We start from the raw sequence: 25,882 nt of genomic DNA on the forward strand, positions 1-25,882 counted from the left end.
CTCCTTATACTTAATGGGCGGCAGATCATTCATTTGCTGATGCCATTTTAGATCTTAATATTCTTTTTAGTATATTAAATAAAAGTTACTTAGGCTAAAATTGTCCGAATCCGGACAATTAAAATTTATTCTTTTACACATTCCAAAACAATATTCTTGAATCTAACATTTACTTATATTAGTATAATAATCAATATAAATCTTCCTTTCATTCAAGAATAATATCCTTATGAATCAAAAAAACACCAAAGTAATAACAATTGCCAACCATAAAGGCGGCTGTGGTAAAACAGCAACCGTTGTTCATCTTGCTGCTGAATTAGCTCAACTAGACTTATCGGTTCTAGTAATTGATCTTGACCCGCAGGGTAATGCAAGCACTCATATCGGTATAAAACATCCCAGTGAAGTGTCTGTAACTATCAAAGATTTGTTATTGGGTGGATATTCTAAATTAGTAGAAGCCGTTCAAGAAGAAACTAACTTTAAAGGGGTACATTTGATAAGTTCTTCCCTATCTTTGACAACCGAGGAAGACAAAATCAAAGACAATGAGCCTCGACCCTTAGAAGTTTTAGGGCGAATTATCAAGCCACTATTAGGGGTTTACGATGTGATCTTAATTGATACGCCACCAAGCTTACGCACATTGACCGGTAACGCTCTGTCCTGTGCCACAGATTATATTATTCCTATTTTTAGTGGTTCTCAATATGGTATGTATGGCGTATTAGATTTGCAGGCTTATATTGAGAAAATTCGATACATTAATCCAAACTTGAATTTATTAGGCGCATTACTCATTCGGCATGATGAAAGACAGCTCATGTGCCGGGCTATCAAAGAATCCGCGAAAGAACAAATTGGTAAGGTCATTCCGATTGATATTTCTTCGAGTAATAATATTGACAAATCTGCAGCACTCAAGGTTAGTATCCGAGAAGTCGATGCAACTGCAAAGATTGCAAGGAAATTTCGTCAATTAGCAATATGGGTAGCGAAAGAAACTGGATTAAAACCAGAATTACAACTGACTACTGTTATTGAAGGAGAAGAAGAAAATGACTAGTCAGCTTCAATCTTTGTTGAAAGAAAAAATCAATGCCAATATCAAAGCACATGGGCTTGCAGACAAAGAGTTTGCGGAATTTGACAGTTATCAGTCAGGAAAAATCGAACAAATTCCCGTTGATAAAATTAAACCCAACAATGCTCAACCTCGTTTAGAATTTACTGATGAATCGTTGGATAAGCTTGCTGATTCAATCAATGAATTGGGTTTGCTTCAACCTATCAGCGTGCAAAAGAAAGGGGATTTCTACAACATTGTAGCGGGAGAAAGACGTTTTCGAGCGGTTAAAAAGCTTGGCAGACAATTTATTGATTGTATTGTAATTACGGTAACTAATGAGAACAACGCTCTATTGGCGTTAGCAGAAAATTTAAGCCGTGAAAATCTATCAGATTATGAAATAGCTAAAGCAATTATATCTTTTAAATCGAATTTTCCTTCCAAGACCGAATATGCAAAAGCTTTAGGTATTTCTAGACAGAAACTTTACAAATTATTTGCTTTTGAAATTTTAGATAATGATTTATTAGCCAAATTAGATAATCATCCTAACATCATCTCGGCCGATACTATTGAACAATTAGCCACACTAAGAAAACATCTTAATATTCCTCATGATGAATTTTTACCGCTTCTTTCCGAAGGGTTTGATTTAATTATCAGTAGCCACTTGAAGCAAAGTAAGTTACCAGACTTTATAAAAAATAAAGCTAATAACTCTCTCTCAAATCAACATCCTACTAATACCAAGGTAAGGAAATCTTACAAGAAAGAAGGTAAGACTATTGGAAAAATCATTCAAACTGATAAGAAATTTATTGTTGAGCTTGAAAGTCTTAATTTGAATGAAGCCGATTTAGAAAAAGTTGAAGTATTTTTTGATAACTTACTTTCTAATAGTTGATTTAGACTTGAACATCTAAGTGTGCGAATTCAAACAATTTAATTGATATTTTATTTTTTAATTTTTTGCAAAATACTCGAAAAACGTATTTTTATTAAATTTGGAAATTTTAGCAAATCATATAAAAGTGTCCGAATTCGGACACTTTTTTTTCCATCGTATTCAGGAAATAAGTCAGATCTTAATACCCATATCTTTCATTGCATTTTTAAAATATATTCTAAACATAATATCCTTATAGGCGGTATTATTTTTTCTCTGTGCTATAAATTGTTTTCCTACGATCGGTATAGAAGATATTTGAACTTGTACGCTATCAAGAATCAATTCTTGTTGCATAGAGGTCAGTTGTTCATAAAAAGAAATGAAATTCTCATTATGTTTTCTTATATTCTCTTGAGTTATTTTATTTTTATTTTCAATTATTTTTTCTTGATTGATTTTACTTTCAATCTCTTTATTTTTTAAAGATGAGAATTCCTGTGATTTCCTATATTTATCCAATCCCCAGCCTTGAGATTTTGCTATTTTAAGTATATTTTTTTTATGTGTCGGGTCAGTAATCTTTTTTTGGGCAATATAGTCTTTTGCTTTAGACGTGATAATCAATAACTCTTCTTTATTATAATTTTTTGATTCTTCAGAATGTGTACCTTCAAGAGACATAGCTTTCTTAAATTGTTTACTTGATTTATTGTTCTCACCTTGCTTGATAGTAAAGTAAAATTCAAAGCCGACTATTTTTCTTCCTTCTTTCTTTTGAATATAGTTAGTCGTAATATCCGTGAATTTATTAACTTGTCGGACTGCTAAATCTAATACTCTATTTTTAAAATTGCTCATTAAAATATATTCTGTTTTTTTAATGCCTAAACAGAACCGCAATTCTTCTAAGGAAATTTTAAGAATCTTAGTATCACGCCACCGAATTAATAATTCATAAAGTCTAACCGCATAACGACTTTGTAGATTCACAATTTGTTGTAATTCGTAACTGGTAAATTTTTTATTTAATCCAACAATCAGTGGAACTACATCTGGTGAAAATTTAACACTTACGCAAGCTTCTTTATCGACATATTCGATCCAGCTAGTCAGGTTATACCCGCGATGTGCGATATTGTTATTCTTATTTTCATACCTGTATATGAATTTGGCGTTTAAAAGTCCCTCGACACCATTCTTAAGGCATTCATAAGCAGTATGACGTTCAACATTAAAAGCCTCCATATATTCGCTAGCATGAATAACAAACTCATTTGATAATGTTTCTTCAACCTTATCGCTATTTTTTCTTGCTTTAATAATCGCTAAAAATATGATTCTTTGTTCGACTAAATCTAGACTATGACTTGCTTCAATAAAGTCATTATCTTTAACTATTAAATCAGTTTTTGAAATATTAGGATTTGCCATAGAATTAAGATGAAGGATTTGTAATTAAATATAAATTCTAAATTAAAATTTATATAAATACAATACAAATATATTGTATTTATAATGCTCGGAAAACGTATTTATAATGCTCGGAAAACGTATTTATAATGCTCGGAAAACGTATTTATAATGCTCGGAAAACGTATTTATATAATAAAAAGTCCTTGTCTAAATAATTGATTATAAATACAAAAAAAATTAATTTTATCGCTATAAAACAATAAAAATATATAAAACAATAAAAAGATTCTTAATTAGATTAATGTCAAAATATAGAAAAGCTAGCAATATAACTTTATATTTGATAACCCACTCTCAACTCGAAATAAGCAACTCAAACTGAAGTGGCGGATTACCTAACTGTCTATTGATTACAAAGCAGAAATTATGAGCCAAGATTTTACGCATAAATCTGTGGGATAAATGCCATAAATCTCTAGCTCTCACCTTTTGCATATTGGACCGCTGTGATAACTGACCAATCAGCGTCTCAATATTTCGACTAGCATTTTTAAGACGGTTGATAACACTAAGCGGTCTTTTATCGGACATATTTTTTCTAAGCGGCTTTTGCAAATCAACACACCACTTAAAGCAATACTCGTATAAATCAGGACTAATATAACCCATATCTGCACCTAATAAGCCTTTGATATTATCAAGCATATCACGTGCAAATAAACTTTCATTTATCTTAGCAGAGGCAAAGGTAAAATTGGTTATCATGCATGATACATTGATAAGTAAGAAGCACAGCATGGTGACATCATCGTGATCCGACTATTTAGTGAGTTTACCGTCAAAGAGCTCCATCTCTGATACGGTGGTGATGATTCAAGCGGTGCGTAAGGTGTTAGATAAAACCTATAAAGACGGCTTGAAATACGCCAAAACCGGAGTGATGCTATCGGGGATTTGTGAGTATGCTGAGACCATGAGTGATTTATTTGAGATGCCGGATGAAAAAGCGCAGGTGGAGTCTGAGAAGTTAATAGCGGTGATGGATGAGATTAATCAGCAGTTAGCACATGCTCTACCGGGTAGGGCAACCACCAAATTGTTTCTTACCAGTACCGCTATTGAGAAAAACCAAACTTGGCAGATGAGCCGAGCATTGTTAAATCCGTGCTATACCACTAAATTATCTGATTTATTAGGCATCGATTAAGGGATTAGACCATGTGTGCCAACTTTCAACCGATTATCCAAGCGCAAGCTTCACGCTTTACCAATCAGCAGTTAAGCTTTGACTTTAAAGACGATATCTATTCAGGCTATGAAGCCCCCTTGCTGTTTGCTAACCTCTTATCAAATATGAGTGGCGATCCTGCTGAGTGGCGATCTGCGATCTTTGGAATGATTCCTAAATGGGTCAAAGACACCAGCTTTGCTAAACACACCTACAATGCCCGTAGTGAAACGGTGGCAGACAAACCGAGTTTTAAACACGCTTGGTACAATAACCAGTTTGCGTTAATTCCGGTACAAACCATCTATGAGCCTAAATACATTAACGGAAAAGCGCATCGCTATGGCATTCACCGCGAAGACAATGAACCTTTTACCGTGGCTGGGTTATATGAGATGGTAAAAATTGGCGATCAATTGATTCGCTCCATGACTATGCTCACCATTAATGCCGATCAGCATCCGTTTATGTCCCAGTTTCATAAACCTGAAGATGAAAAACGCTCGATTGTGGTGATTGAACGTGAGCATCGCCAGGATTGGCTCAATATGCATCATGAGGACGCGTTTGAGCTACTTAAACCGATGGGTGCTGGGTATGTAGCAGAACATCGGCCAAACCCGAAAAAACCGCTTAAAAGTAAGCCCCCGACCATACCCCTATTGAGGTGGTATCCAGACATGTGGTAGCAGCTCATCAATCTGGCTATCAGGATGCGTCGGCAGACGACTCAACACATCTGCCAAATACGCATACGGGTCAAGACCATTCAATCTAGCTGACTGGATAAGCGACATAATACTAGCCGCCCGCTGACCGCTCTCAAGCGACCCTGCGAACAACCAATTCTTACGCCCGAGAGCCCAAGGGCGCATCTGATTCTCTGCCCAATTATTATCAATCGGCAAATTGCCATCATCCAAATAGTGAGTTAACGCCGTCCAGCGTTTCAAACAATACTCAATTGCCTTAGTAATACTGGCATTCTTAGTCGTGCCTAAGCGTTTCTGTTGTAACCACGCATAAAGTTTATCCGCAACTGGTTTTGCCTTCTCTTGCCTGACTTGCCTAACTATTTGAGCATCTCTGGGCAGTGGGGTTTGGTTTTTCTCAAACCGCTCATCAATCTCCCGTTCAACGGCATACAGGGTTTGAAACAGTTCTAATGCCTCAATGCTAATAAGACTCTGCCCTGTCACATGAAGCTCATGAAACTTACGCCTAGCATGGGCCATACAACCCACTTCAATCACCCCTCGCCCAAATAATGGCTTATAGCCGTTATAGCCGTCGCAAACAAGCTTGCCCTTAAAGCCCTGCAGAAAAGCATTGGGATACTCACTACCCCGACCTTGGGCAAAATCATACACCACCGCTTTGATTGGGCTGTGCTTTGGGGTCACATACGCCCACACATAGCCTTGCTTTAGTTTGCCTTTCACGTCTTTTACCCCATAGCCATTTAACACCTTTATTGGGGTTTCATCGGCATGCAGAATCGGTTGGGTAAGTATCATCTGGCGTAAGCGATTAACTAAAAACCCAAGCTGTACCCCACAACGTCCCACCCAATCTGCCAAGGTTGAATCAGATAAATACACCCCGCTACGGTGATAAATCAGGCTTTGGCGATACAGGGGTAAATGGTCAGCGTATTTACTGATAAGCACATGAGCCAGTAGCGCAGGCGTGGCAATGCTTTTATCGATGATTTGGGCGTCGGTTTTGGCTTGAACCAGCTTTTCACGGTTACACTCAGCGTTACGGCAAATGTATTTAGGATAAACATGACGCTCTCGGTAAAACTGCTTTGGCTTAAAGCCGAGTTTGTCTTGAACATCTTGACCAATTTGCGTCATTTGACAGCCACATTCACAGGTGGTTGACGGTGGTTCGTGGATGATGGTGTGAATGTCGAGGTTGTCAGGGATAACGAGGCGTTTTTGTCGTTTGGGTTTGGTTGGTGTTTCTGATTGTGTGCCTTTTTCTTGCGTATCAATCGGCTTGCTAGCAACCAGTTTGGCTCGCTCGTCATCGCTAAGATTGGCTAAGAAGTTGTCATGGGCTTGTTCAAGCAAGGCTAGGTCTTCTAGGGCGGTTTCTTTGTTTAGGTGGTCTTGTTTGGGGGTTAAGCCTTCGCTTTTTTGCCCAAACAGCCGATGGATAAGACGTTGCTGTTTGGTGATGGCGTCAGTGAGCTCTTGGTTAATGCGAGCAAGCTTAGCTTCGTATTGCTGCCTTTGAGCGTCCATTTGTTGTTGGTATTGCTGTTTGAGTTGCGCTGCTTGCTGTTGGTAATGTTGTTTTTGTGCGTCAAGCTGCTGTTGAAGCCGAGCGTTTTGGGCTAATAAATCAGCATAGCTTGGCGCAGTTGGGTCGGATGGGTGGGCGGTGGTCATGGTATGAGTTTGCCATAACCGCTCTGCATTGTCAGTAAATAGGCGGTGATAGTTGAGATTTAGCGGCTTTATGCTAAAGTCAGGTAAGCGGGGTGAGTATATCTTTGCCTAGGTTATGCCAAGACAGTCCACTAACCAAGGCGTTAAATTGCTCATGACTAATGGTAAGTCCTGTGGTTGGGTTGGTTAGGCTGTGATGTCGCATGAGACGTTCGCCAAGTCCGTGAAATTTGCCATCATCCAGTGCTCGGGTGCATAGCCATATGCCCAGGCCGTCATGGATGAGTATTTTTAGCCGGGTGCCTGCTTTGTTGTAAAATAGGTAGGCACAGTTTGGGCGGATGCCTGGGTGGTGCTGTAGGATGAAGGCGAGTAGTTTATTACTGCCACTTCGCATGTCCATGGGAGTGGTGGATAGCCAAATTTGTTGGGGGTTGATAAGGGGGTTCATTGTAGCCCCCGCAGTAATTCAATAAGGCTGTAATTGTCAATTTAGTCGATGGTGAGTTTTATGGGCGTCCCGTTATGGCTGGGAATTTGTAGTTCTACGCCTGTGATGGTTTGAGCTAAGGCAGTTGCTTGTGGTGTTTGTTCGTGATGGCTTCTAGATTGCAGGGTGATAGGCAGAAAGACAGGCTCATGTTCAATGAGGTTAATATCGAAGTTTGGGTTGGCTAATGGTTGAGTTGCTGCGATTTTCTCGTCTCTGGCAGCTTTTATCCATTTCTGCAATAAGTTTGGGTTAATGCCATGACCTTGAGCTAGCCTCGCTATCGAGCGTTCGCCTGTTAAGGCTTGTTCTACGAGATAGGCTTTGAGCTCTTTGCTGTACGTTCGTCGCTTCGGTTTGGTTATGTCTATTTGTGCCATTCTAGTGCCCACTTCATTTTTTAGTGGGCACTATCTCGTATTTTTTAGAATGGTGGTAGATGGGATGGTCGGATGCTTACGCTTAAAACGGCGAAAATGGATGTATTTAATGGCTAGGGTAGCGGTTATATGACTGACTTACACCCATGATTGATTAATTTAATGACTTCAACACCAATGACAGCAGATACGCAATCTCAAATCGATGCCATCTTTAAGCAAGTAGAAGAGTACAACCAACGGCACGATACCAGTAAACCCTTGTTCTTTGATACCGAAACCACCGGTGGCAGCAGGGAGGATCAAATCATTGAAATTGCGTTTTGTGATAGTGATCGACATGTGATTATCGACACGCTGATCTACACCGATAGACCGTCTAGCCCAGGCGCATTTAAGGTGCATGGTATTTATCCTCATGAGCTGATAGGTAAACCTACCTTTATTAATATTCAACCCGCGATTGTACAGTTGCTCAAAGGAAGAACCCTGTATGCTTACAATGCCAACTTCGATGTACGTATGATGCGACAATCTGGGCATAAACTTCGCTTGCAACAAGCTGAAGTAAAATGCCTGTGTAAGCAGTTTGCTGATTTTATCGGGCAATACTCACCGTATTTCAAAGCCAATCGCTATTTTAGCCTAAGCAAGGCTATGGCTCACTTTGGAGTAGAACATAGCAATGCGCACCGAGCAGCGACCGACGCACTCGCGTGTGTGAAGGTGTGGGAGGGAATGATGGGAAGTCATCATTGGGATTATTAGTGAATGACCGATTTAGATGACTAAATACATTAAAACGCAAACTGACTACTCAGTTTGCGTTTTTTCTTGCAACTTTGAAGTCTCAGTTACGGTTTCTTTTACAAACAAATCACCTGGGCTGCAATCAAGTAAATCACACAACTTGTCAATCGTATCAAATTCAATTCGTGTTACATCATTGTTATAAAGCCGATATAACGTTGCTCTTCCTAAGTTAGACATCCGATCAGCATCAGCGACCCGAATACCACGTTGAGCGAACAAGACAGGCAAATTAAGCTTAATCATAAAAAAGTTATCTCTGGTGATAAAAAGTTATTGCAGACGATAAAATAATATCGTATATTATTATCACCTAAGATAATTTTTTTATCTTTTGTGATAAATTAACAGCTAATATTATCGCATAGTTTAGTAATTTATACCAAAACCAATAATATAGGAGAAATCAAGATGATTAATCAGCCGACTATCGAACAATTAATAGATGAAATCACCCTTCAAAAACAAACCAAAATGCGAATTGATAGCCTTTCCCGAGCGCTTATTCAAAACCTTTATATCCCATACTGTGGTGACCTCTATTTTCATCTTAAATTGACTAAAGCCTGTGACAACCACACAGCTATCAAGCGTTGGGTCAATGAAAAATTTAATGAAATAGATACAGGTGACTTTGACAGTAACTATCGTATTTTAAAACAACAGCTATTAGCTATTGATCCTACCTATGCATAACCAAATGGAGCACAAAATGAATTTACATTATGTCAAGAAAACCGATTTAACTGACTGTGAATTAATGATTTGTTGGGACTATTTTGAACTGCCATTAGATCAATTTAATAACCGACTCGATCACATTTGTCACATCTGTCACTATTACAATATAGACATCAATCAGCTAGTAACTATCACACAAAAAGTGAACGTTTATGATAAAAATATTGTTTGTCAGGAATGCAACATCGCTAGAAAAGTGACAGGCCCCAGCTATCAAGTTGAACGCCGATTATTTAATTATATCTGTGATCATTGTCATCATTTTATGCATGATAATTCAATCGTAGGCAATTTATTAAGTGATGATGATTGTCCGTTTTAATTAGCCATCATCTTTATTAGCTTGCAAGCCTATACTTAATGCGCACTAAAATGCATCATTAGATTGTGAATTTACAATACGAAACAGTGCACTTATCCTATTAATAGAATTAATTAGCTAACCCCTCTAAAACTACTAAAAAATATTGAGCATTGCTTTTGCTAGAAAATTTTCTGAGAACTAGTATTAATTTCAACCTGGTTCATTAGCGAGTTTTGAGTTTCATCAGAAACAAAATTAGATAACCACTTTTTCTCACTTTCTTGAAACGCTTCGTTCTCTTTTAGCAGCGATATGAACGCTAGCAACGACATGTCCAAATGCTGTTCAGAAAATTTTTTTAACTCTTCAATGAAAACCATGCCGAATCTTTTCTGACGATTTTCGATATAGGATTGTCTTTCTTGTTGATCAAGCTTGACGGCTGCTTTTGCTTTTCGTTTATTCTCTTTCGCTAGTATTTTTGATTTTTCTGCTGCTAATAGCAACTTTAATTTTTTAACATCTGAATCAGACAAACTCGATTTTTTCGAAAGTGCCTTAATTAAAGTGTGCTCATCATTAAGTTTGTCCTTGTCTTTAAAAGAATCTATAAGCTTAGCTAACAACTTGCTTTCATTAATAGTAAGTGTAACAGACATAAATAAAATGCTCCATATTGTGTACGTAAATAAAATAATAACAATATATAGAATAAAAATAAAGTAGAAGGGTATTGAAATTATTAATTACACTTGTATAATCAAATCAATGATAAATGTAATGGATTAAAGCTTTTCTCAGTCAGCAATGACAGAGTTACCATTCCACTACGTTACATGCCAATCTATCGCTGACAAAAGTGGGACTACTTCCCCCTCTTGACACCCCCTAATCGCTTCCTTTTAAAATTTATCCTTTGGTTAATTTTAAAGATGAAGCGATAACAGCTTATATATGCATAGTGAACTGATAAAAAAGGTTTTTGTTGTAGTTGGTTATTTAGTAATTTGAAGCTATGAAATTAGAAGATGATAAGCCATTGCCTGTGAAACGTCAGACTCGCTTAAATTTACGATTATCTGATTTAGAATATGCTCAAGTGTTACAGAAAGCCGAAGGCTTTGGATTGCCTTTAGCAAAGTTCGTGCGTGTTTCTCTATTGGGATTACCTGAACCGGCAAAGCGTATTCATGATTTACCTGTGATTGACGCTGCCTTGTTAAGGCAATTGGTGAGTATGGGTAATAATGTCAATCAATTAACGCGTTATGCCCATACGGTGTCGTTAGATCCGAAGCAAACGTTAAATACATTAGCGTTGGCGTTTGCATTGCAAAAAATCGGCGATGAGTTACAGCAGTTGCGTGAACTGTATTCACTTAAAAACGTTGAGGAAAATGATTTAAGTATAACAAGTACACATGTCACAGCTGATCAATTTGACTCGCCAAATCTATCAGAATTTGATGAGAAATATTAATGTTAGTGCGATTTTTTGATCATGGCAAAGTAAAAAAAGGAGAGCTGACGCGCACCGGTGGGGGCGGTGCAGTGCGCAATTATTTGCTCTTTGATAAGAATGATAAAACTAAACCTCGCGATGGGGCTCGATTAATCTATGGTAATGATAGTGATACAACCGAAGTCATTAACGGCATTAAAAATTCAAAAATTTACACGTCCGGTGTCTTGTCATTTGCGCCTGAAGAATCGATAACTGATGCACAAAAAGTCGAAATTATTGAGTCGTTTGAACAAAACTTGTTTCCAGGTTTAATGAAAGGTGAGTATTCAGGATATTGGGTCGAGCATCAAGACAAAGATAGGCAAGAATTACATTTTGTGTTTGCCGAGATTCATCTGCCGACGGGTAAAGCATTGCCTGTGTATTACATTGGCAAAGATTTTGATCTTGTCGATTCATGGAAAGATTTAATCAATATCGATTATGGGTTAGAAGACCCCAACGATCCAAAACGGAAACGGGCTTATCGATTAAAAGGGTATGAGTATAATCAACAAAAGCAACAAGAAATTGATGCTCAAGCAAATTTGGCGGGACAAAAAGAAAAGAAGGTTTTTATCGAAGAGCAAATTGCGTTGCATTTAATCGAAGCAATTGCAGGCGATGAAAGCATACAGACACAAGCCGATGTGATTGAGCTTATCGGGAGTATGTTTGAGATTACTCGAATCGCAAAAGATGGTAAATCTATCAGTATTAAACATCCCGATGGCGGCAGAAATATCAAATTAAAAGGCATGCTTTATGAGCGAGACTTCAAACGCCAAGACCTTGAAACTCTTGGCAGAGAGCAAACAAAAAAGCCAGCAAATCGAAGCGAGCTTCAAGCAAGCAATCAACGAGAGCGTGACAAACGCCAGCTCAGATTGGAGCAACGCTTTGCAAAACGTCGTGGGTCAGATAGACAGCTTGATAAAAGACTTCGTTCAGAACTCGCAGAATTTGAACAGCAAGCAAATAGAGGAGGCTCAGCGCCAGATCAACTTATTGATTCAGCAATTGAACCTGCTGAGTCAAAGCGTAGCGCAGCAATCGCAAGCGATATCAAATCAGATAGAGATCACCAAAACGACAGTGATCAGCGATCTGCAAGCACTTGGTCAAACGGTGAGCCACGAGAGCGACAACGTGATCAATCAGAGCAAAACCGCTATGCAAACCATTCCCGAGCAGATGAAGATACTCAGTCAGCAGATAATCACGGATACAAAACAAGCAGTAAACGAACATCAATATCAACTCAAACAAATCCAACAAACGGGGCGCATAGCTGTAATGTTTATAGCAATAGCGATTTTATTCGCTATCGGTTTATTCGCTTACAATTATTACCTGGTATCGCAAGTATCTACCGCCCAACGACGCTTCGATACACTGCAGCAGTATATCAGTCAAACACCGATACAAAGCCAAGCGCTATCGATGATCGATATCTATCAGAACGACGGCAAAGAAGGGGGAATACTGATTACCCCGAAGAATCAGCAGACAGCGTTTTGGGGAAAGAATCAGAGCAACGAGAAAACTTTGCTCGTGACGTCGCCACCCATAAACCAGCAATCAATAACCCGACCCAACAAAAAGTAGAACAACATGACACAGCCTACCCCTACCGAACTCATCATCAAGCTCTTAACGACATTGTCGAACGATTTGCATCAGAAAATCGACAACAAACTGGTGCAAATCAAGGACGAGCTTCAACAACACAGCGATATCACGATAACCAAGAAAACGACGAGACTATCGGAGCTGCTATTGACCAAGCTATCAGAGCACATCGACCGGCAGATCGAGCAAAAGACCCAGCAGTACAATCAGCAAATCACAGACTGCTTAGACGAATTAAACAAGCTTCAGACCGCCGAGATAGTAACACTGAAAAAAGGACAAGAAGAATTTCAAAACTTGCAAGACAAGATCCAATCAACCTTGAGCCACTTGGATTCTATACAACCCGCCGACGAAAGCAAGTTCGAAAGTTCACTGACCGATTTAAAGAATTCGATTCAGACGTTAAAGATCAGTACTTCCGAGAGCAACAGCGAACAGCAAAGCTTAGAAAGCTTAATCAGCGAGCTCGAGAAGTTAAAGACGGATATGACGAAGACGCTCGCGAGTTTAAAACAGGAGCAGCAAGCTTTGGCAGACTCGTTGTTGCAGTTTCAGCCGTTGTTAAAGCCGTAGTTGACTTATTCAGAAAGTTATTTAATACGATTAAACAACAAGCATATGGCTATGCCAGTGAAGGAGTGTTATATCACCAAAATCCAGATGGCTCAAAAGGAAAACAGGCAACTACGCAAGAAACTCGAGATTATATCGATGCGCATCCTTATGATTTATCGGGTTATGCAAAGCTTAAATTAACTATTAATACGTGGGATAAACAGAAAAAAGAAAAAACGAATCAACCTAAATTCAGAGGGTTTGGGAGGTAGTTTGATAGGATAGTATTTGAAACGCTGTGTCATTTCAAAGGATTGTTAACTAAAACAAGAATGATGTAGCGTTCTAAATATGGATCTTGTTTTTTTAGTCTATTGAACAATAAATTTAACTGATATAGTTGGGAGTATATTGGCAAACATTTTAAATACTTTATAAAATGATAGCGGTTTCTTGTGGATGACTAATTTAAAAATAAATTCACCAGGGTTGGTAAATTGCGAAAATTTAAACCGACTTCCTTATCAGGTTATATTTTGTAAAAATTTACATTAAAAACAAAGACTTGGAAATTTTTAGTAAAGGCAATAATCGCAGCACTTTTACTAATATTTCTCTATAGTTTTATTATGAATGATAGCAGAAACAATTTATCAGCAAGTAATAGTGTTGGTGAACCCTATTACTTGCCAAGGGATGAATTTATTGAACCGTCCTGGTTTTATTGGAGACAGGTTTACTTGAGTCAGGCAGCATAGCCTGACGGAATTAATGAACAATAGTAGATATTATCCGCATCCACTACCGCTATGGTGAATCACATTTTTTAGTCTATGCCTAGCATCCAGTGCTTGATTTAACGCATCTAGTACCAGTTGGGTGTCCATGCGATTAGACACTTTCCAACCGACAATGACACGCTTAAATACGTCAATGATAAAGGCAGTATAGACCCAGCCTGTTTTGGTCTTGAAATAGGTAAAGTCAGCGACCTGAAGAACACTGCTCCGCAAGAGTCTTTTCTTATTGGGGGCATCTGCGGTAAAGTTACGTTTTACAAGGTCATTTAGCTTATGTTGGTCAACACGTTGTTTGGTGGTGATTTTGCCTTTACCACGCCATACGCCTTGGATGCCTGCTTGTTTCATGAGCCGTTCAACGGTACAGCGTGCCAATTTTAGTAAATCATTCTGTTTGAGTTTGTGCCAAACTTTACGAATGCCATATCGACAGCCACTGTCTTGCCATGCTTGTTTAATCCGTGCAAGCAGGTAGCCGTCGTTTTGTTTGCGACGGCTTTGTTTTTCTGGGTTGTTCTGCTCATCTTTGATGCGATAGTAGGTGGATGGGGCGATTGGCAGTATTTTGCAAATCGAAAGGGCCCCATGGTTATGTTTTTCGTCATCAATGAATTTGACCATTAATTCGGTTTGTGGTCGAGCTCCGCCTGGGCGAAAAAAGCGGCAGCTTTACGGATGATTTCGTTGGCTTGTTTAAGCTCTTTAATTTCTCGTTCAAGCTCTGCAATGCGAGTTGCTTGGCTTTGAGCTGTGACAACGGTAGGATTCTGTTTGTCTAGGTGCTTTTTGAATAGCCACCAAAATTCTAGACACATTTAGCCATCTGTTGATGGGTCTTCTCATACTCTAACGGAGAAGGTTGACCAATGGAACCATGTCTGCGTTTAGAATTATAAAACATCTCAATATACTCAAAAATATCTGATTTAGCTTCATCTCTTGAAAGATATATTTTCTTTTTGATTATCTCACGCTTTAGCAACTGAAAGAAGCTTTCAGCAACCGCATTATCATGGCAGTTGCCCCGTCTGCTCATACTGCTTTCAAGATTATGATGCTTAAGAAATGTTTGCCATTCATGACTAGTGTATTGACTACCTTGGTCAGAATGGACCAGTACTTTATTCTTAGGATTTCTTCTAAGCAAAGCCATCAATAATGCATCTAGTACAAGGTCTGTGGTAATCCTTGACTTCAAGGACCAGCCAACTACAAGGCGCGAAAACAGGTCAATTACCACTGCTAAATATAGCCATCCTTCATGTGTACGGATATAAGTAATATCTGTGACCCATGATTGATTTGGCTCAATTGGATTAAATTGTCGGGCTAATGTGTTTGCGGCAATAACAGATGGTGTACTTGCCTGAGATCCGGGTTTGCGATAGCCACGCTGTGATTTAAGACCATTTGTTTTCATCAGTCGATGTACACGATTGATACCACAACCTTCACCGATATCTTTTAAATCATAGTGAATCTTGCGATAGCCATAGACACCACCCGATTCTAGCCAAAACTGTTTGATTAATCCTGATAGCTTTTGATTTTCTCTAGCGGTTTTGCTAATGGGCTTTTTTAACCAAGCATAATACCCACTGTGATGAACATCTAAAGTAGAACATAGGCGACGAATAGACCATAAGTTCTGGTTGTCCCGAATAAAGGCGTACTTCATTTGGACTGACTTGCGAAGTACACCGCGGCCCACTCGAGCATAGCTCTCGCCTTGCGTCGGGGCGAAGCAGTGCTTCGCTTATCCCTCCTCATTTAAAATGTCCCTTTCTTCAGTAACCCGTTGCAGCTCTTTCTTTAGCCTAGCAAGTTCGGCAGTTGAATCCTTGTCTTTGGTTGCTTTGGATTGCCCTTGATCGTATCTTTTAATCCAAGCATAAAGGCTATGGGTAGTCATACCTAAACGTGTAGCTACTTTTGCTACGCTATAGCCTTTCTCTGTGACTTGTTTAACTGCTTCAATTTTGAATTCTTCAGGGTATCGTTTACCGCTCATAATCACCTCATAAATTAGTCATTTTATCTAACTTTAAGGTGTCTACGAAATCGGTGGCTATTCATTTGATGCCATGAGCGTAGGGTTTCAGGGTTACACCCAAATTTAGGTGCAATCGCTCGGATGGCCGCCCACAATGAGGGATAATCTTTTTGCGATTCGATGAGTAGTTCAACGGCTTGAGTCTTGACTTAAGTTGAGTATTGTTTGCTTTTCATTAGGGTATTGTCTCAGAGTTTTGGGTCTCCGACAATCCTGGGACGGTCCACTGTTTTATTTTAAGGGAGAGTTACATAGCTTTTCGGTGGCGTCGCTCATAAAAATATTCCTGTGTAATTTGCCCTATTTTGGGGTTTACACAAAATATTTTACAGTCTCTTCTCCGTTGTTGACAGCAGAGGTCAGATGCATTGGTTAAATCTACTTATCGAAGCTTTTATCATCTATATCTTTAGTTCTTTGACTCATCGTATAACCGAGCATCTCTGCAGGGGAGAAAAAATCACTGCCTTCTGCAAAGCTCTGCCGTATAAAATCTTGTATTTTCGTATTGATTAAGTCTAGATATATCCTAGTTTGATCAGGTAATTCTAACAAAATATATTTTTCATCACAGGACAAGTCTAATGGGGTGTCTATAAAAGATTGAACGAAAGCCGTTTCACTAAGGTTTTCAACTTTCACCAAATCTGAGATTGAAGCAAAGTAATAAGTTTTATTCGTACCTATAAACTCCTTAGTGCTTAGATATTTACCAGTGGCAAAACCTGCCGATGCGCCTATGATACTAAAACCAAATAATCCTGCTGTTAAGCTAACACATATCGCTCCAACTAGTGCACCTGTAAATGCTAATAGTAAACCAGTGTTTCTTGAATCTATCTTATGTTGATAAGTGAGATTGTAGTGCAACTGTGAATAGTCTTTACCAAACTCAATAGTTTGGGGCACAGCAATTAAAAGCCCTAGTTCTCTGTGGATAATTCTTATATCCTTGTCTGTTATTTTTATACTACTGATTTGAGCATAAATATCAGATGGCATAATTTTTTTCAGACAGAAATTGAATAATTTTTCTTGAATAAAAATGGTATTTCCATCAAGGTAAATCTTATTACTTTGTGTATTATCTCTAGCTACAGTACTAAACTCTTCAAGAGCATTATAAGCTTTCCCAACTGCCTCAATAATTCCAAAAATCATACATGACTGACCTTAACATTAAACATTTTTCCTATTTTATTATAGAAATTTAAATTTTGCATCATATATAATAAACTTAACTTTAGTCGTTAATTCATTAAAGGTTTAGCCAACTGCTAACATGCGATTTAATACAGAGAGTTCCAATAAAATTTTAGTAGTGGTTTGAAAACTATGGTGCTATAGAAATAAAAAAGACAGCTGGAGAAAAAGCTGCTAATTTGAGGTTATGAAGACACAAATTACAATCAGATGCCCAAGCTGTCTGGGTTTAAGTATAAATAAAAATGGCTGGAAAATCTATGGTAAGCAGAACTACCAAGGCAAAGACTGCCATCGACAATTCATTCATGGAACAGACTTAACATACCAAGGCTGTAAAAGCGATATTGCTGATAAAATACGTTTGATGTTAGTACGGCACTGTAGTATTGCTGACATCGTTGTCATTGAGAAAGTTAGCAAATACAAAGTATTAAACGTCTTAGTTAACGCCAATCATGAGATAAAACCCTAAAGACGCTATTACCGAAAACTGCAAGTTGATGAGTTTTGGACCTATGTAGGGCATAAGAAGAACAAGGTATGGCTAGTCTATGCATACGACTCAGATACCAGTGAGATTGTTGCCTTCGTATGGGGCAAACGTAATCTAAAGACGGCTAGAGAGCTAAGAGCCAAGCTTGATGCGTTGGGCATTCACTTTGGCTATATCTGCTGTGATAACTGAGATAGTTTTTTAACCGCCTTTGATTTTGACTTTAAACAAGTAGGTAAACGCCATACGGTTGATATTGAAGGCAACAACAATCGTTTTAGGCAAAGGCTTAGGCGTGTATTCCGAAAGACGTGTTGTTTTTCGAAAAAGCTAGCAAATCATTTTAAAGCGTTTGATTTATTGTTTCACTATGTCAATTATGGCTGGGTATAGTGAGCATACTTTTTATACCACAGCCCGCTTTTTAAGCAATTTTTCTTTATACTGTCACTTAGACAGGCTGGGCATTTGATGTATAGTATGATTTGCATTTCACTATTTTATCAATTTCTCAGCCTGTTTTTTTTCAGTCTACCTTTTGAACCACCACCAAATTTATTTATAAGTATTCGACCATCACATCTAGCACCCGTCTAAAAAATATGAAATAACGCCATTTGTATTGTCAAATTAACCCTAATTATTAATTTTATTGATGCAATTTTTTAAATATTCCTTAACAGATCCGCCAATCATTCCATTTTGTGGCTCAATAATATCATCGATAAGACAAATATCCTGACTACATTTTAACGCAAATTGTAAATCAGTCTGTGCACCGTTAAATACTGTTGCTTGAACATTTCCATCGTATAATAATTTATAATTGGATACTTTAAATCCCTGCACTGTATCCTGACCTTGAATTAAGACGTCATAATCTAGACAAACAGGAGTATTACGAGTTGCTTCTAAAATTGATTTAAATTCTTCTGTAAGACCATCACTACTGTAAAGCTGATCGCGATAAAGTTTTCTGACTGCTTCTATTTCTTTTATATCATTTGGTACTACTTGTTCAAAAGATAGGGGGTCTGTTTTCATAGATATATTTTCAGTAGCTGGCATATTGGCATCTGCTGTTGTGGAAGATACAATATTATTGGTCTTTTGTATTGGCATGGATATACTACCGATAGGTTCTTGCCGTTTTATCACAGGCTTTACTTTATCGGCCTCTACTTTCTGTTGATTATGATTAGTGAAATTTATTATCATAATTATCCCCACTACGATAATCATAATAAAACTATTTAGAACTACCCTTAGGGGAGTAGTAATAAAATTAACTTCATAACCAAGAGGTTCCACTAGTAAAGGATGTCGATATCCAATAACCTGTGACCAAAAATGTTGCCTACTAGCAGCAAATAATGGGTTTTTTCTTTTAAAAATTAGTACAACAATGTAAACCAAAGAGTTAATAAAGTGAATTAAAAAATTACTAAATTTTATAATATACTTCATTGCTTTATTAGAGGTTTCTATATGAAATTTAGGATAACCTAAAACAAATTTATTATATTCAGCTTTATCACTATTAATTGCAATTGATTTATAAATTAAATACGCTCTATTATAATTATCCTTAGCTCTAGATTTAATATAAATATCTGCTAAAAGTAACTTAAAAAAAATACTATTGTAACTGGTTGAAATGTTTTCAAAACGAGACAATTCATAATTGCCTTTTAAAACTTCAGTATGAAAGTATTTATAAATACTATTTTGTTGCGCTGCATAATAAAGTTTGTCAAGTTTTAAAATTTCGTCATATAAATTTATAAGCTGTTTTTGAACGGTGTCATTACAGGTAGAGTAAACATCAATAAATTGTTGAACAGATGACTCGTTTGTATACGATTTGATTATTTCTAACATCCCATCTACTGCTTTTTCGCTTCCTAATTGAGCGGCTTTGACATAGTGTCTCGTCGATTGGGAGATGTTCAGCTTAGAAGGATCATGTAAATAAATGTCTGCTAAAGCAAGTGAAATTCGATGATCCTGCCCTGATTTTACTGTTAACCATTGCAAAGCTAGCTCATCTTTATTTTTATAGTCCTTAACAAAGTTAACAGATGTCTCGATAGCCTTATCACTATCATCGAATCGATATAGAATATCTAAATATTGATATATATATTTTTCATTTTCACTTTTATCAAAATTAACAAGCTGTAGTAAGGAATTTTTAATTAAAATATGTTGTTCAGCTCGATTAATTAACCAAAATAATGAATTTTGATTACTATGCATTTTAACGTTTAAAACATGTAATTCTTTAAGTTTAACAAAATCTTCTATGTTGCTTTTATGAAAATCAATTAAAGCGTTGATGGCAGAGGCATTATGTTTTTGTAGAGCGTAGTAGGACAGTTTGTCGAGAGCTGGTTGAAATACTTTGCTATTAGGTAGATTTATTGCAAGGCGCACAGATTGAATAAAATATTTAACTGCTTTTTCAAAGTCATCTCTTTTAGATTCATAAATTTTAGCAAATTTAAAGCTTACAATATGTGAATGATTAGCATAATTCTCTATCTTTTCTTCAGGTTCAGGGTTTCCAAGGGCAAAAGCTTTTAATAAATAACTAATAGTTTTAGATGGGTTATGCTTACTTTCTTCTATTAGTGCCAATTGATAATATAGAATTCCTGATGAAGAATTTTCAGTAATAGACCTAAAATGTGTATAAACCTTTTCATCTGTGCCTGATAGTTTAACGATTTGCTCAATTGCCGGTAAATAGTCGAGAGTTGCGGCTTTTAAAACGTATTGTAAACTTAATTCTTTTTGCTGCTGACTCTGTATTAGTAACGCATATCGATAATATAGGTCCGATCGTGCCATATCATCAACTAAATTTTTTAAAATAATCTGTGCTTGTATATTATTTTTAGCGTCAAATAACCAGTCAATGGCTTTGCTATAGCCCATTTTTGCAGATAGAAAGATAAGATTTAAAGCTTCATTATTATTCTTTAAAATCAGTAAGATGTTAGCATAATCAAAGTACAAATTATCTAATTCAGCTTGTTGAACTAACTGATGCAAAGCTTGTAGAGTATATTGGTTGTTAACAGCCTTCTGTAAAAGCCATTGGGTAGAGATAAAATTTTCACCCTTATTGGAGATTTTAACGTGAATATCGGTAGCGATTTTAAGATCCTCTTGAAAGTGCTCAAAGAAGATGGCAATCTCACGCAAAATGGTTTCATCTGTTGTTTGGTCAACAAATGCTAATAGCTTTTCAATGGATTTGGGAGATTGATTCTTAATCAAACCGATATAAGTGTCTAAAATTTTTTTATTAGGTGCATTCGTAGCGTTATAATATTCTATTAAACGATCAGCGATCTCTTCATGAGAGTAAGCCATTTCTTCTAGCCATCTCATTGATGTATGCAAATAACTAGTTTTAAAAAAATAATCGCTGGCAGAGAGTAAGTCGTTAGTTTGAGTATAATATTCACCTATATTAACATACACTTGCGTGGTTAAATCTTCTAACAAAAAATTGAATGTTTGATCGACTTTATTCAACAATAGCGTATTGTCAACCGGTTGTAGCTGAATTTTTTTGTATAAATCCTTGGTTTGTTTATCTAACGACGGGCTTAAAGTACAATTATTGACTAGCTGTTTTAATTCTTGAATATAGTCTTCTAATAACTGAAAGCCAACGTTATGTTGCGGTTGGTTAATGATTTTTAGCCATTTTTGAATATCATCACCTGCAACTTTTGAGCCTGTTTTCTGATTAAGGGGAGCAGACCACGCCATAATCCCTGCATAGTCGATACCTTTTCTAGTCAGATGGGTTTTTATCGCTTTCATTATTTGTTTAACATCCGATAAGCTATTGGCTAAATCTGCTTGCGTTAAGACAATGAAAATCGGATTTTTCGGTTGTATTACTTCCAAAAACGCAAAATCATCTTCTCGCATCATGCCATTTTTGGCACTCACTAGCCATACGATATGATCAACATTTTTTAGCTGAGTTAAGGCAATCTGCTCATCTGAGTTTTTGTGCTCGCTGTTATCGGCTTTACTGTAGCCTGGAGTGTCCAAAAAAGTGAGATTTTTCCACAGCATTTTTGGTGTGGTAAAATGTATTTGTCGCACGATTTCGCTAATTTGAAGGTTTTGGTTGTCATCTGCCCCAACAAAATGCTTAAGCGTGGAAATTTGTTCCGCATTAACAGGCAGTTTTTTATGAAACACATTTTGTGCTATAAAATGTTCTTCATCACCTTGGGATAAATACGTCGCTACTGCCGTACAAGGCTCTAGCGCTTCAGGCAGCACCTCGATACCCAATAAGCTATTGATAAAGCGAGATTTACCTGCACTAAAGCCTCCACCAAAGCCTACTGTAACCGTCTCGACAATTTGTGAATCGGTAATTTCCTCCTCAAGACGTTGGCTAATTTGCTGAATTTTTTCATAGTGATTAGCATAATGGGTATTATCCAATACTGCCAAACTTGGTAGGAGTCTTTTTAATTGTCCAAGAATATCTAAACTTGGTGGAACAAACTCAAGTAAGTAAATTAAGGTATCAAGTTTTGAGGAAGGAGCGTAAATAGCAGTCATGACGATGTCTTAATAAGCGTAGGGGTAGGGATGTTTAATAAATATCGGTAGCATTGGTAATTTCTGAAAAAATGCAGTTAGTGCGGTTTGGTCAGTTTCAGTTTGTTTGAGTTGCTGTCTGGCGAATTTTAGCTCGTCGCTCAGTAGATTACGTTGGGCTTGGGTCAGACGGTCATCATCAAGAGAGGCTTTATTCAAATCCGATACCAACTTTCGTAACGTATTTAACTTGAGTGAGATATGACGTTCAACGCTATTTTCAATCATCTCAAATTTCTGCAAGGGATTAATATTGGGTTGATGATTGAGATTTTTTTGAATGTAGTCAATAATTTGAGAGTTGAGATAAGATTCCGCATTTTCTGTTTGTGCTAATAGAAGAATGATATTTTGTAAGCTTGTTGAAGGGGTAGCAATTACTAGCTTAAAAAGTTTGGTTAAATTGGATTGGTGGCTTTGGTTGGCTGTGATCAAGTCATAAAATTCGCTAATCTGTTGCGGTGCTAAGGGAATTTGATTGCCTAAGTGATTAACTAGCGATAATGAAAAATGCAGTTCGCCTGTGACAATATAGCAAGGTAGAAGGGTCAAGACTTGCTGTAAAGCCACCAAATCCTTGTATAAAAATTGAGGTATCTGCAAAACTGTTAGTAACTGCTTAAACTCTTGCGGATTCATGCGATGCTGTATGGAAAAATAAGGCTTATTTAGGGTAGTAACATTAGATAATATATAAATTAATTCAATATCGCTGAGTGCTTCCATCACCAATGATTCATAAAAATTTGTTTGCTCAAAATCATAGCGAGCTATCAGAGGTATCAAATCTAAGTCGATAGTTTGTATTAGCTGTTGCTTTGCCTCGGCAATCGGTTCGACGGGCGAAGTAAGTAGTTGTTTTAGAAAAGATAAATCTTGCGAACTGTCCTCGGCTTGGGTCAAAACCGACGTATCAAATGTAAAGGCATCAAAATCCATGCGTGTCTCAAAGTTCTTATTAATTGATTAAAGGGTTGCTAATGCCTGTTTAAATTCGCCCAGACTTTGTTTGGCAGATTCTTTGTTATTGAGCTGTGCTTTCAGTAATTCTACGTCTTTTTCAATCACACTAATAACATTTTCCAATAGATTATTTTGCATAAGGTCAAAATAATTTTCGATATCGATTTTGGCAGAACGCCCGACTTTCGCCACTTCTTCTATCACATCTCGTAACGCATTGCGGTGAGCAGTTTTTAAACGTGTGATTTGATTTTCATCGACTTTGCCTGAGCCAAATTGGCGGATAATATTTTTGGTAAAAGCATCAGCTGAATATTGCAGTTTTGGCGGTTTAAAAGCTTCTAAGCATTGGTTGACTTGACTTTTAAATGATGTTAAATCAAAGTCGGCATCCTCGGTATCAAATAAATCAATGGCAGATTTTAGAACATTTTTTCTAAGTTGTTGCATATTAACAATAGTAGTAAGCCCATTTTGTAATTGACTCAGACTTTCTTCGGCAAAGGCTTCGATCTGCTCGATACTGTCTTGCACCTGGGCGTAAGTGGTAACGACTTCGACTTCCCGAGTTCTATAAATCGGTGAGCCAAAAAAAGAAAATAGTCCACCCCAAAAACCACCTTGCTCATAAGTTTCGGTACGATATGACCTAGATTCTAAAGTTTCAATATTGCTGAATTGGTCACGCAGGCGATAAAGCTCACTAATAAAGTCTTCAACTTTTGCCAAAATAATATCCGATTCTTCTCCCAATGTATCACTAATGCCTTGCTTACCTGAACGAAGTTTTTTGGTAAGCAGTTCTTCACGGCGTTTAAGTTGGTCGATATTACTGTTATCAAGTTGGGCTAGGCGTTCATCAATATTGGCAAGAGTTTTCTGTTTGAGATTAAACAGATAGGTGTTTGCCCCTTGGCTAAGATTATCAAGTTTACGAGCTAAAAGTTCATGTTTTTGGTGTTTCTGCTCACCCATCATATCCCTTAATGGCACGATATTGGAAAATGAGCGTAAATCAGCTTCGCTAAACTGATAACCTGTATCCTGTACTAGGCGATGATAGCTTTCTACCAAGTCCGAGCCAAGATTCGGTAGTTGTTCTGCCATTCGCCAACTAATTGCCGATACGGTTGCAGGTTTTTTTTCTAATAAATGAGTGAGCAAATTACGAGTGGTATCATCCACTGAATCCCCTGTTAAATGGAGTTGCAGGGTTTGTTGAGCCATGCTTTCGATTTTTTGTTGTAATAAATAAACCATCGCTCCCACGGTGACTTTATCTCGCTCGGTTTCGGGCTTTTGTAGAGCAAGTAGTTTGGCTTTTGTTACCAAATCTCTGTCCATACTAATGGCAATATCCCGCTGAGTGGCGATAATATGTACAGCTTTGCTGTCAATACCTGCACTGGTAAGCTGTTCTCGCAGTAAAGCAAGGTCAGATTTGGTTAGAAACTGATTGACGGAAGATAATAGAAATACCACATCACATTGTCCCAAAAATTTGCGGGTTTGTGTGCCCCGTGATACCACAGGGTCATTAAAACCAGGGGTATCATAGATTTCGATATCTTTTAGCCGTTCATCATCGGCGAACAATGACAACATTTTCGTAATAGCTGTATATTTGCCCGTACTACCCACATAATTAGTCATTTGCAAGGCAAGCTTTGCCAAGTTATCGGCTTCGATTTTCTGTGTTTTACCCAAAAATTCATGCACATTAATGGCTTTGGCAATTTCTACCAATTCATAACAAGAGCGTAATTCGTGACTAATCTCTTGCTGAATACTGGCGGAATTAATCGTTTTAGGTTGGGCTACTGGGGCATTGTTTCTACCAAATCTAGACATGCCACCAAATAAGGATGTGGACTGACTAGCTTGAGCTTGTTGTAATAATTCCGATTCTTTTTCCAGATATTGTCTGGTGTATTCTTGGGCGTTTTCTTCGATTTGTTGCCAGTCAGCGTGGCTGTAAAATTCAATTTCGACGTATGGCTTGGGGGCGTAGGCAATTTTGGTTAGGGCGGCGGTCATTGGTGTCGCGGCTTTTGGCAACACATCAACAGGAAAAAGCAAAGCATTTAAAAACGAAGACTTACCCGCTTTCATCTGCCCGACAATAGCAATACGCAGATTCCTCCCCGATTCGATAGCGGATTGAATGTTGTTTTCATAAACTTTAAAAAATGTGTCTAATTCCAATAAATCGTTAGAGGGTAAATCGGCTTTAAATCGGGTTAAAACATTATGGAGTTTTTGAAATTCGGTTTGTATGTTGGTAGTTATCATAGCAATAAGTGATT

19 protein-coding genes, 4 pseudogenes and 1 other annotated feature are annotated in these 25,882 nt (G+C 37.5%); of the genes and pseudogenes, 10 read left to right on the top strand and 13 right to left on the bottom strand.

Annotation, left to right across the window (positions count from 1 at the left end; all coding sequences use genetic code 11):
• Positions 1 to 229: 229 nt before the first annotated feature.
• Both H9W84_RS10895 and H9W84_RS10900 read left to right on the top strand, forming a co-directional pair.
• Positions 230 to 1,069 (top strand): ParA family protein, encoded by an 840-nt coding sequence (locus H9W84_RS10895; protein ID WP_036591935.1) that lies wholly within the window; start codon positions 230 to 232, stop codon positions 1,067 to 1,069.
• Positions 1,062 to 1,976, top strand: coding sequence for a ParB/RepB/Spo0J family partition protein (locus H9W84_RS10900; RefSeq protein ID WP_065262492.1), 915 nt, complete (start codon positions 1,062 to 1,064; stop codon positions 1,974 to 1,976). Before H9W84_RS10895 ends, H9W84_RS10900 begins: the two co-directional genes overlap by 8 nt.
• A gap of 174 nt (positions 1,977 to 2,150) precedes the next feature.
• Here H9W84_RS10900 and repM read toward each other — a convergent pair whose 3' ends face one another.
• Together repM and H9W84_RS10910 are read right to left on the bottom strand one after the other, a co-directional pair.
• A complete protein-coding gene (gene repM, locus H9W84_RS10905; protein WP_050324833.1) occupies positions 2,151 to 3,392 on the bottom strand; it encodes a replication initiation protein RepM in 1,242 nt (413 codons plus the stop codon).
• 336 nt (positions 3,393 to 3,728) lie between these two features.
• Positions 3,729 to 4,160: pseudogene (locus tag H9W84_RS10910) on the bottom strand (transposase); the annotation flags it as partial.
• A gap of 40 nt (positions 4,161 to 4,200) precedes the next feature.
• On the opposite strand from H9W84_RS10910, the gene H9W84_RS12180 reads away from it, so the two are divergent.
• Positions 4,201 to 4,581 (top strand): DUF4113 domain-containing protein, encoded by a 381-nt coding sequence (locus H9W84_RS12180; protein ID WP_239743822.1) that lies wholly within the window; start codon positions 4,201 to 4,203, stop codon positions 4,579 to 4,581.
• Positions 4,582 to 4,592: 11 nt separating this feature from the next.
• The gene (locus tag H9W84_RS10920; protein WP_239743824.1) at positions 4,593 to 5,291 is read left to right on the top strand and encodes an SOS response-associated peptidase; all 699 of its coding nucleotides are present in this window, start codon (positions 4,593 to 4,595) and stop codon (positions 5,289 to 5,291) included.
• Here the strand turns inward: H9W84_RS10920 and tnpC are convergent.
• From tnpC to H9W84_RS10935, 3 genes are all read right to left on the bottom strand, one after another.
• A complete protein-coding gene (tnpC, locus tag H9W84_RS10925; protein ID WP_050325882.1) occupies positions 5,262 to 7,001 on the bottom strand; it encodes an IS66 family transposase in 1,740 nt (579 codons plus the stop codon). The two genes, H9W84_RS10920 and tnpC, sit on opposite strands and share 30 nt — an antisense overlap.
• 79 nt (positions 7,002 to 7,080) lie before the next feature.
• Complete coding sequence (gene tnpB, locus H9W84_RS10930; protein WP_050325883.1) at positions 7,081 to 7,452, bottom strand: IS66 family insertion sequence element accessory protein TnpB; 372 nt, start codon at positions 7,450 to 7,452, stop codon at positions 7,081 to 7,083.
• Positions 7,453 to 7,493: 41 nt separating this feature from the next.
• Entirely contained in the window at positions 7,494 to 7,871 is a 378-nt protein-coding gene (locus H9W84_RS10935) for a transposase (RefSeq protein ID WP_239743825.1), read from the bottom strand.
• 162 nt (positions 7,872 to 8,033) lie between these two features.
• Here H9W84_RS10935 and H9W84_RS10940 point away from each other — a divergent pair, with 162 nt between their 5' ends.
• The gene (locus H9W84_RS10940; RefSeq protein ID WP_239743827.1) at positions 8,034 to 8,639 is read left to right on the top strand and encodes a 3'-5' exonuclease; all 606 of its coding nucleotides are present in this window, start codon (positions 8,034 to 8,036) and stop codon (positions 8,637 to 8,639) included.
• A gap of 45 nt (positions 8,640 to 8,684) precedes the next feature.
• On the opposite strand, the gene H9W84_RS10945 is transcribed toward H9W84_RS10940, so the two are convergent.
• Positions 8,685 to 8,927, bottom strand: coding sequence for a helix-turn-helix domain-containing protein (locus H9W84_RS10945; protein WP_036600518.1), 243 nt, complete (start codon positions 8,925 to 8,927; stop codon positions 8,685 to 8,687).
• A gap of 165 nt (positions 8,928 to 9,092) precedes the next feature.
• On the opposite strand from H9W84_RS10945, the gene H9W84_RS10950 reads away from it, so the two are divergent.
• Together H9W84_RS10950 and H9W84_RS10955 are read left to right on the top strand one after the other, a co-directional pair.
• Complete coding sequence (locus H9W84_RS10950) at positions 9,093 to 9,377, top strand: hypothetical protein (RefSeq protein ID WP_239743829.1); 285 nt, start codon at positions 9,093 to 9,095, stop codon at positions 9,375 to 9,377.
• A 16-nt stretch (positions 9,378 to 9,393) separates the two neighbouring features.
• Positions 9,394 to 9,744: a hypothetical protein gene (locus H9W84_RS10955; protein ID WP_239743831.1), complete on the top strand. Its 351-nt coding sequence runs from the start codon at positions 9,394 to 9,396 to the stop codon at positions 9,742 to 9,744.
• 161 nt (positions 9,745 to 9,905) lie between these two features.
• Here the strand turns inward: H9W84_RS10955 and H9W84_RS10960 are convergent, their stop codons facing one another.
• A complete protein-coding gene (locus H9W84_RS10960; RefSeq protein ID WP_239743833.1) occupies positions 9,906 to 10,385 on the bottom strand; it encodes a hypothetical protein in 480 nt (159 codons plus the stop codon).
• A gap of 356 nt (positions 10,386 to 10,741) precedes the next feature.
• On the opposite strand from H9W84_RS10960, the gene H9W84_RS10965 reads away from it, so the two are divergent.
• Together H9W84_RS10965 and H9W84_RS10970 are read left to right on the top strand one after the other, a co-directional pair.
• The gene (locus H9W84_RS10965; protein WP_239743834.1) at positions 10,742 to 11,206 is read left to right on the top strand and encodes a MobC family plasmid mobilization relaxosome protein; all 465 of its coding nucleotides are present in this window, start codon (positions 10,742 to 10,744) and stop codon (positions 11,204 to 11,206) included.
• Complete coding sequence (locus H9W84_RS10970) at positions 11,206 to 13,692, top strand: relaxase/mobilization nuclease domain-containing protein (protein ID WP_239743836.1); 2,487 nt, start codon at positions 11,206 to 11,208, stop codon at positions 13,690 to 13,692. Before H9W84_RS10965 ends, H9W84_RS10970 begins: the two co-directional genes overlap by 1 nt.
• A gap of 525 nt (positions 13,693 to 14,217) precedes the next feature.
• On the opposite strand, the pseudogene H9W84_RS10975 reads toward H9W84_RS10970, so the two are convergent.
• The 3 genes and pseudogenes from H9W84_RS10975 to H9W84_RS10990 form a co-directional block, all read right to left on the bottom strand.
• Positions 14,218 to 15,029 (bottom strand): annotated as a pseudogene (locus H9W84_RS10975) (IS3 family transposase); the annotation flags it as partial.
• Positions 14,767 to 14,883 (bottom strand) — a sequence feature (AL1L pseudoknot). (Overlaps the previous pseudogene by 117 nt.)
• A pseudogene (locus tag H9W84_RS10980) lies at positions 15,026 to 16,231 on the bottom strand (IS3 family transposase). The pseudogenes H9W84_RS10975 and H9W84_RS10980, both read right to left, overlap by 4 nt.
• Before the next feature lie 420 nt (positions 16,232 to 16,651).
• Positions 16,652 to 17,434, bottom strand: coding sequence for a hypothetical protein (locus H9W84_RS10990; RefSeq protein WP_239743838.1), 783 nt, complete (start codon positions 17,432 to 17,434; stop codon positions 16,652 to 16,654).
• Positions 17,435 to 17,663: 229 nt separating this feature from the next.
• On the opposite strand from H9W84_RS10990, the pseudogene H9W84_RS10995 reads away from it, so the two are divergent.
• Positions 17,664 to 18,365, top strand: a pseudogene (locus H9W84_RS10995) (IS1 family transposase).
• Positions 18,366 to 18,608: 243 nt separating this feature from the next.
• Here H9W84_RS10995 and H9W84_RS11000 read toward each other — a convergent pair.
• From H9W84_RS11000 to H9W84_RS11010, 3 genes are read right to left on the bottom strand one after another with little or no spacing between them, the layout of a single operon-like run.
• Positions 18,609 to 22,574 (bottom strand): dynamin family protein, encoded by a 3,966-nt coding sequence (locus H9W84_RS11000; protein WP_239743840.1) that lies wholly within the window; start codon positions 22,572 to 22,574, stop codon positions 18,609 to 18,611.
• 9 nt (positions 22,575 to 22,583) lie between these two features.
• Positions 22,584 to 23,552: a hypothetical protein gene (locus tag H9W84_RS11005; protein WP_239743842.1), complete on the bottom strand. Its 969-nt coding sequence runs from the start codon at positions 23,550 to 23,552 to the stop codon at positions 22,584 to 22,586.
• Between the two features lie 27 nt (positions 23,553 to 23,579).
• Positions 23,580 to 25,868, bottom strand: coding sequence for a dynamin family protein (locus tag H9W84_RS11010; RefSeq protein ID WP_239743844.1), 2,289 nt, complete (start codon positions 25,866 to 25,868; stop codon positions 23,580 to 23,582).
• Positions 25,869 to 25,882: the final 14 nt, after the last annotated feature.

The sequence above is a fragment of the Moraxella tetraodonis genome (genome assembly GCF_022359095.1).
Lineage (GTDB): Bacteria > Pseudomonadota > Gammaproteobacteria > Pseudomonadales > Moraxellaceae > Faucicola > Faucicola tetraodonis.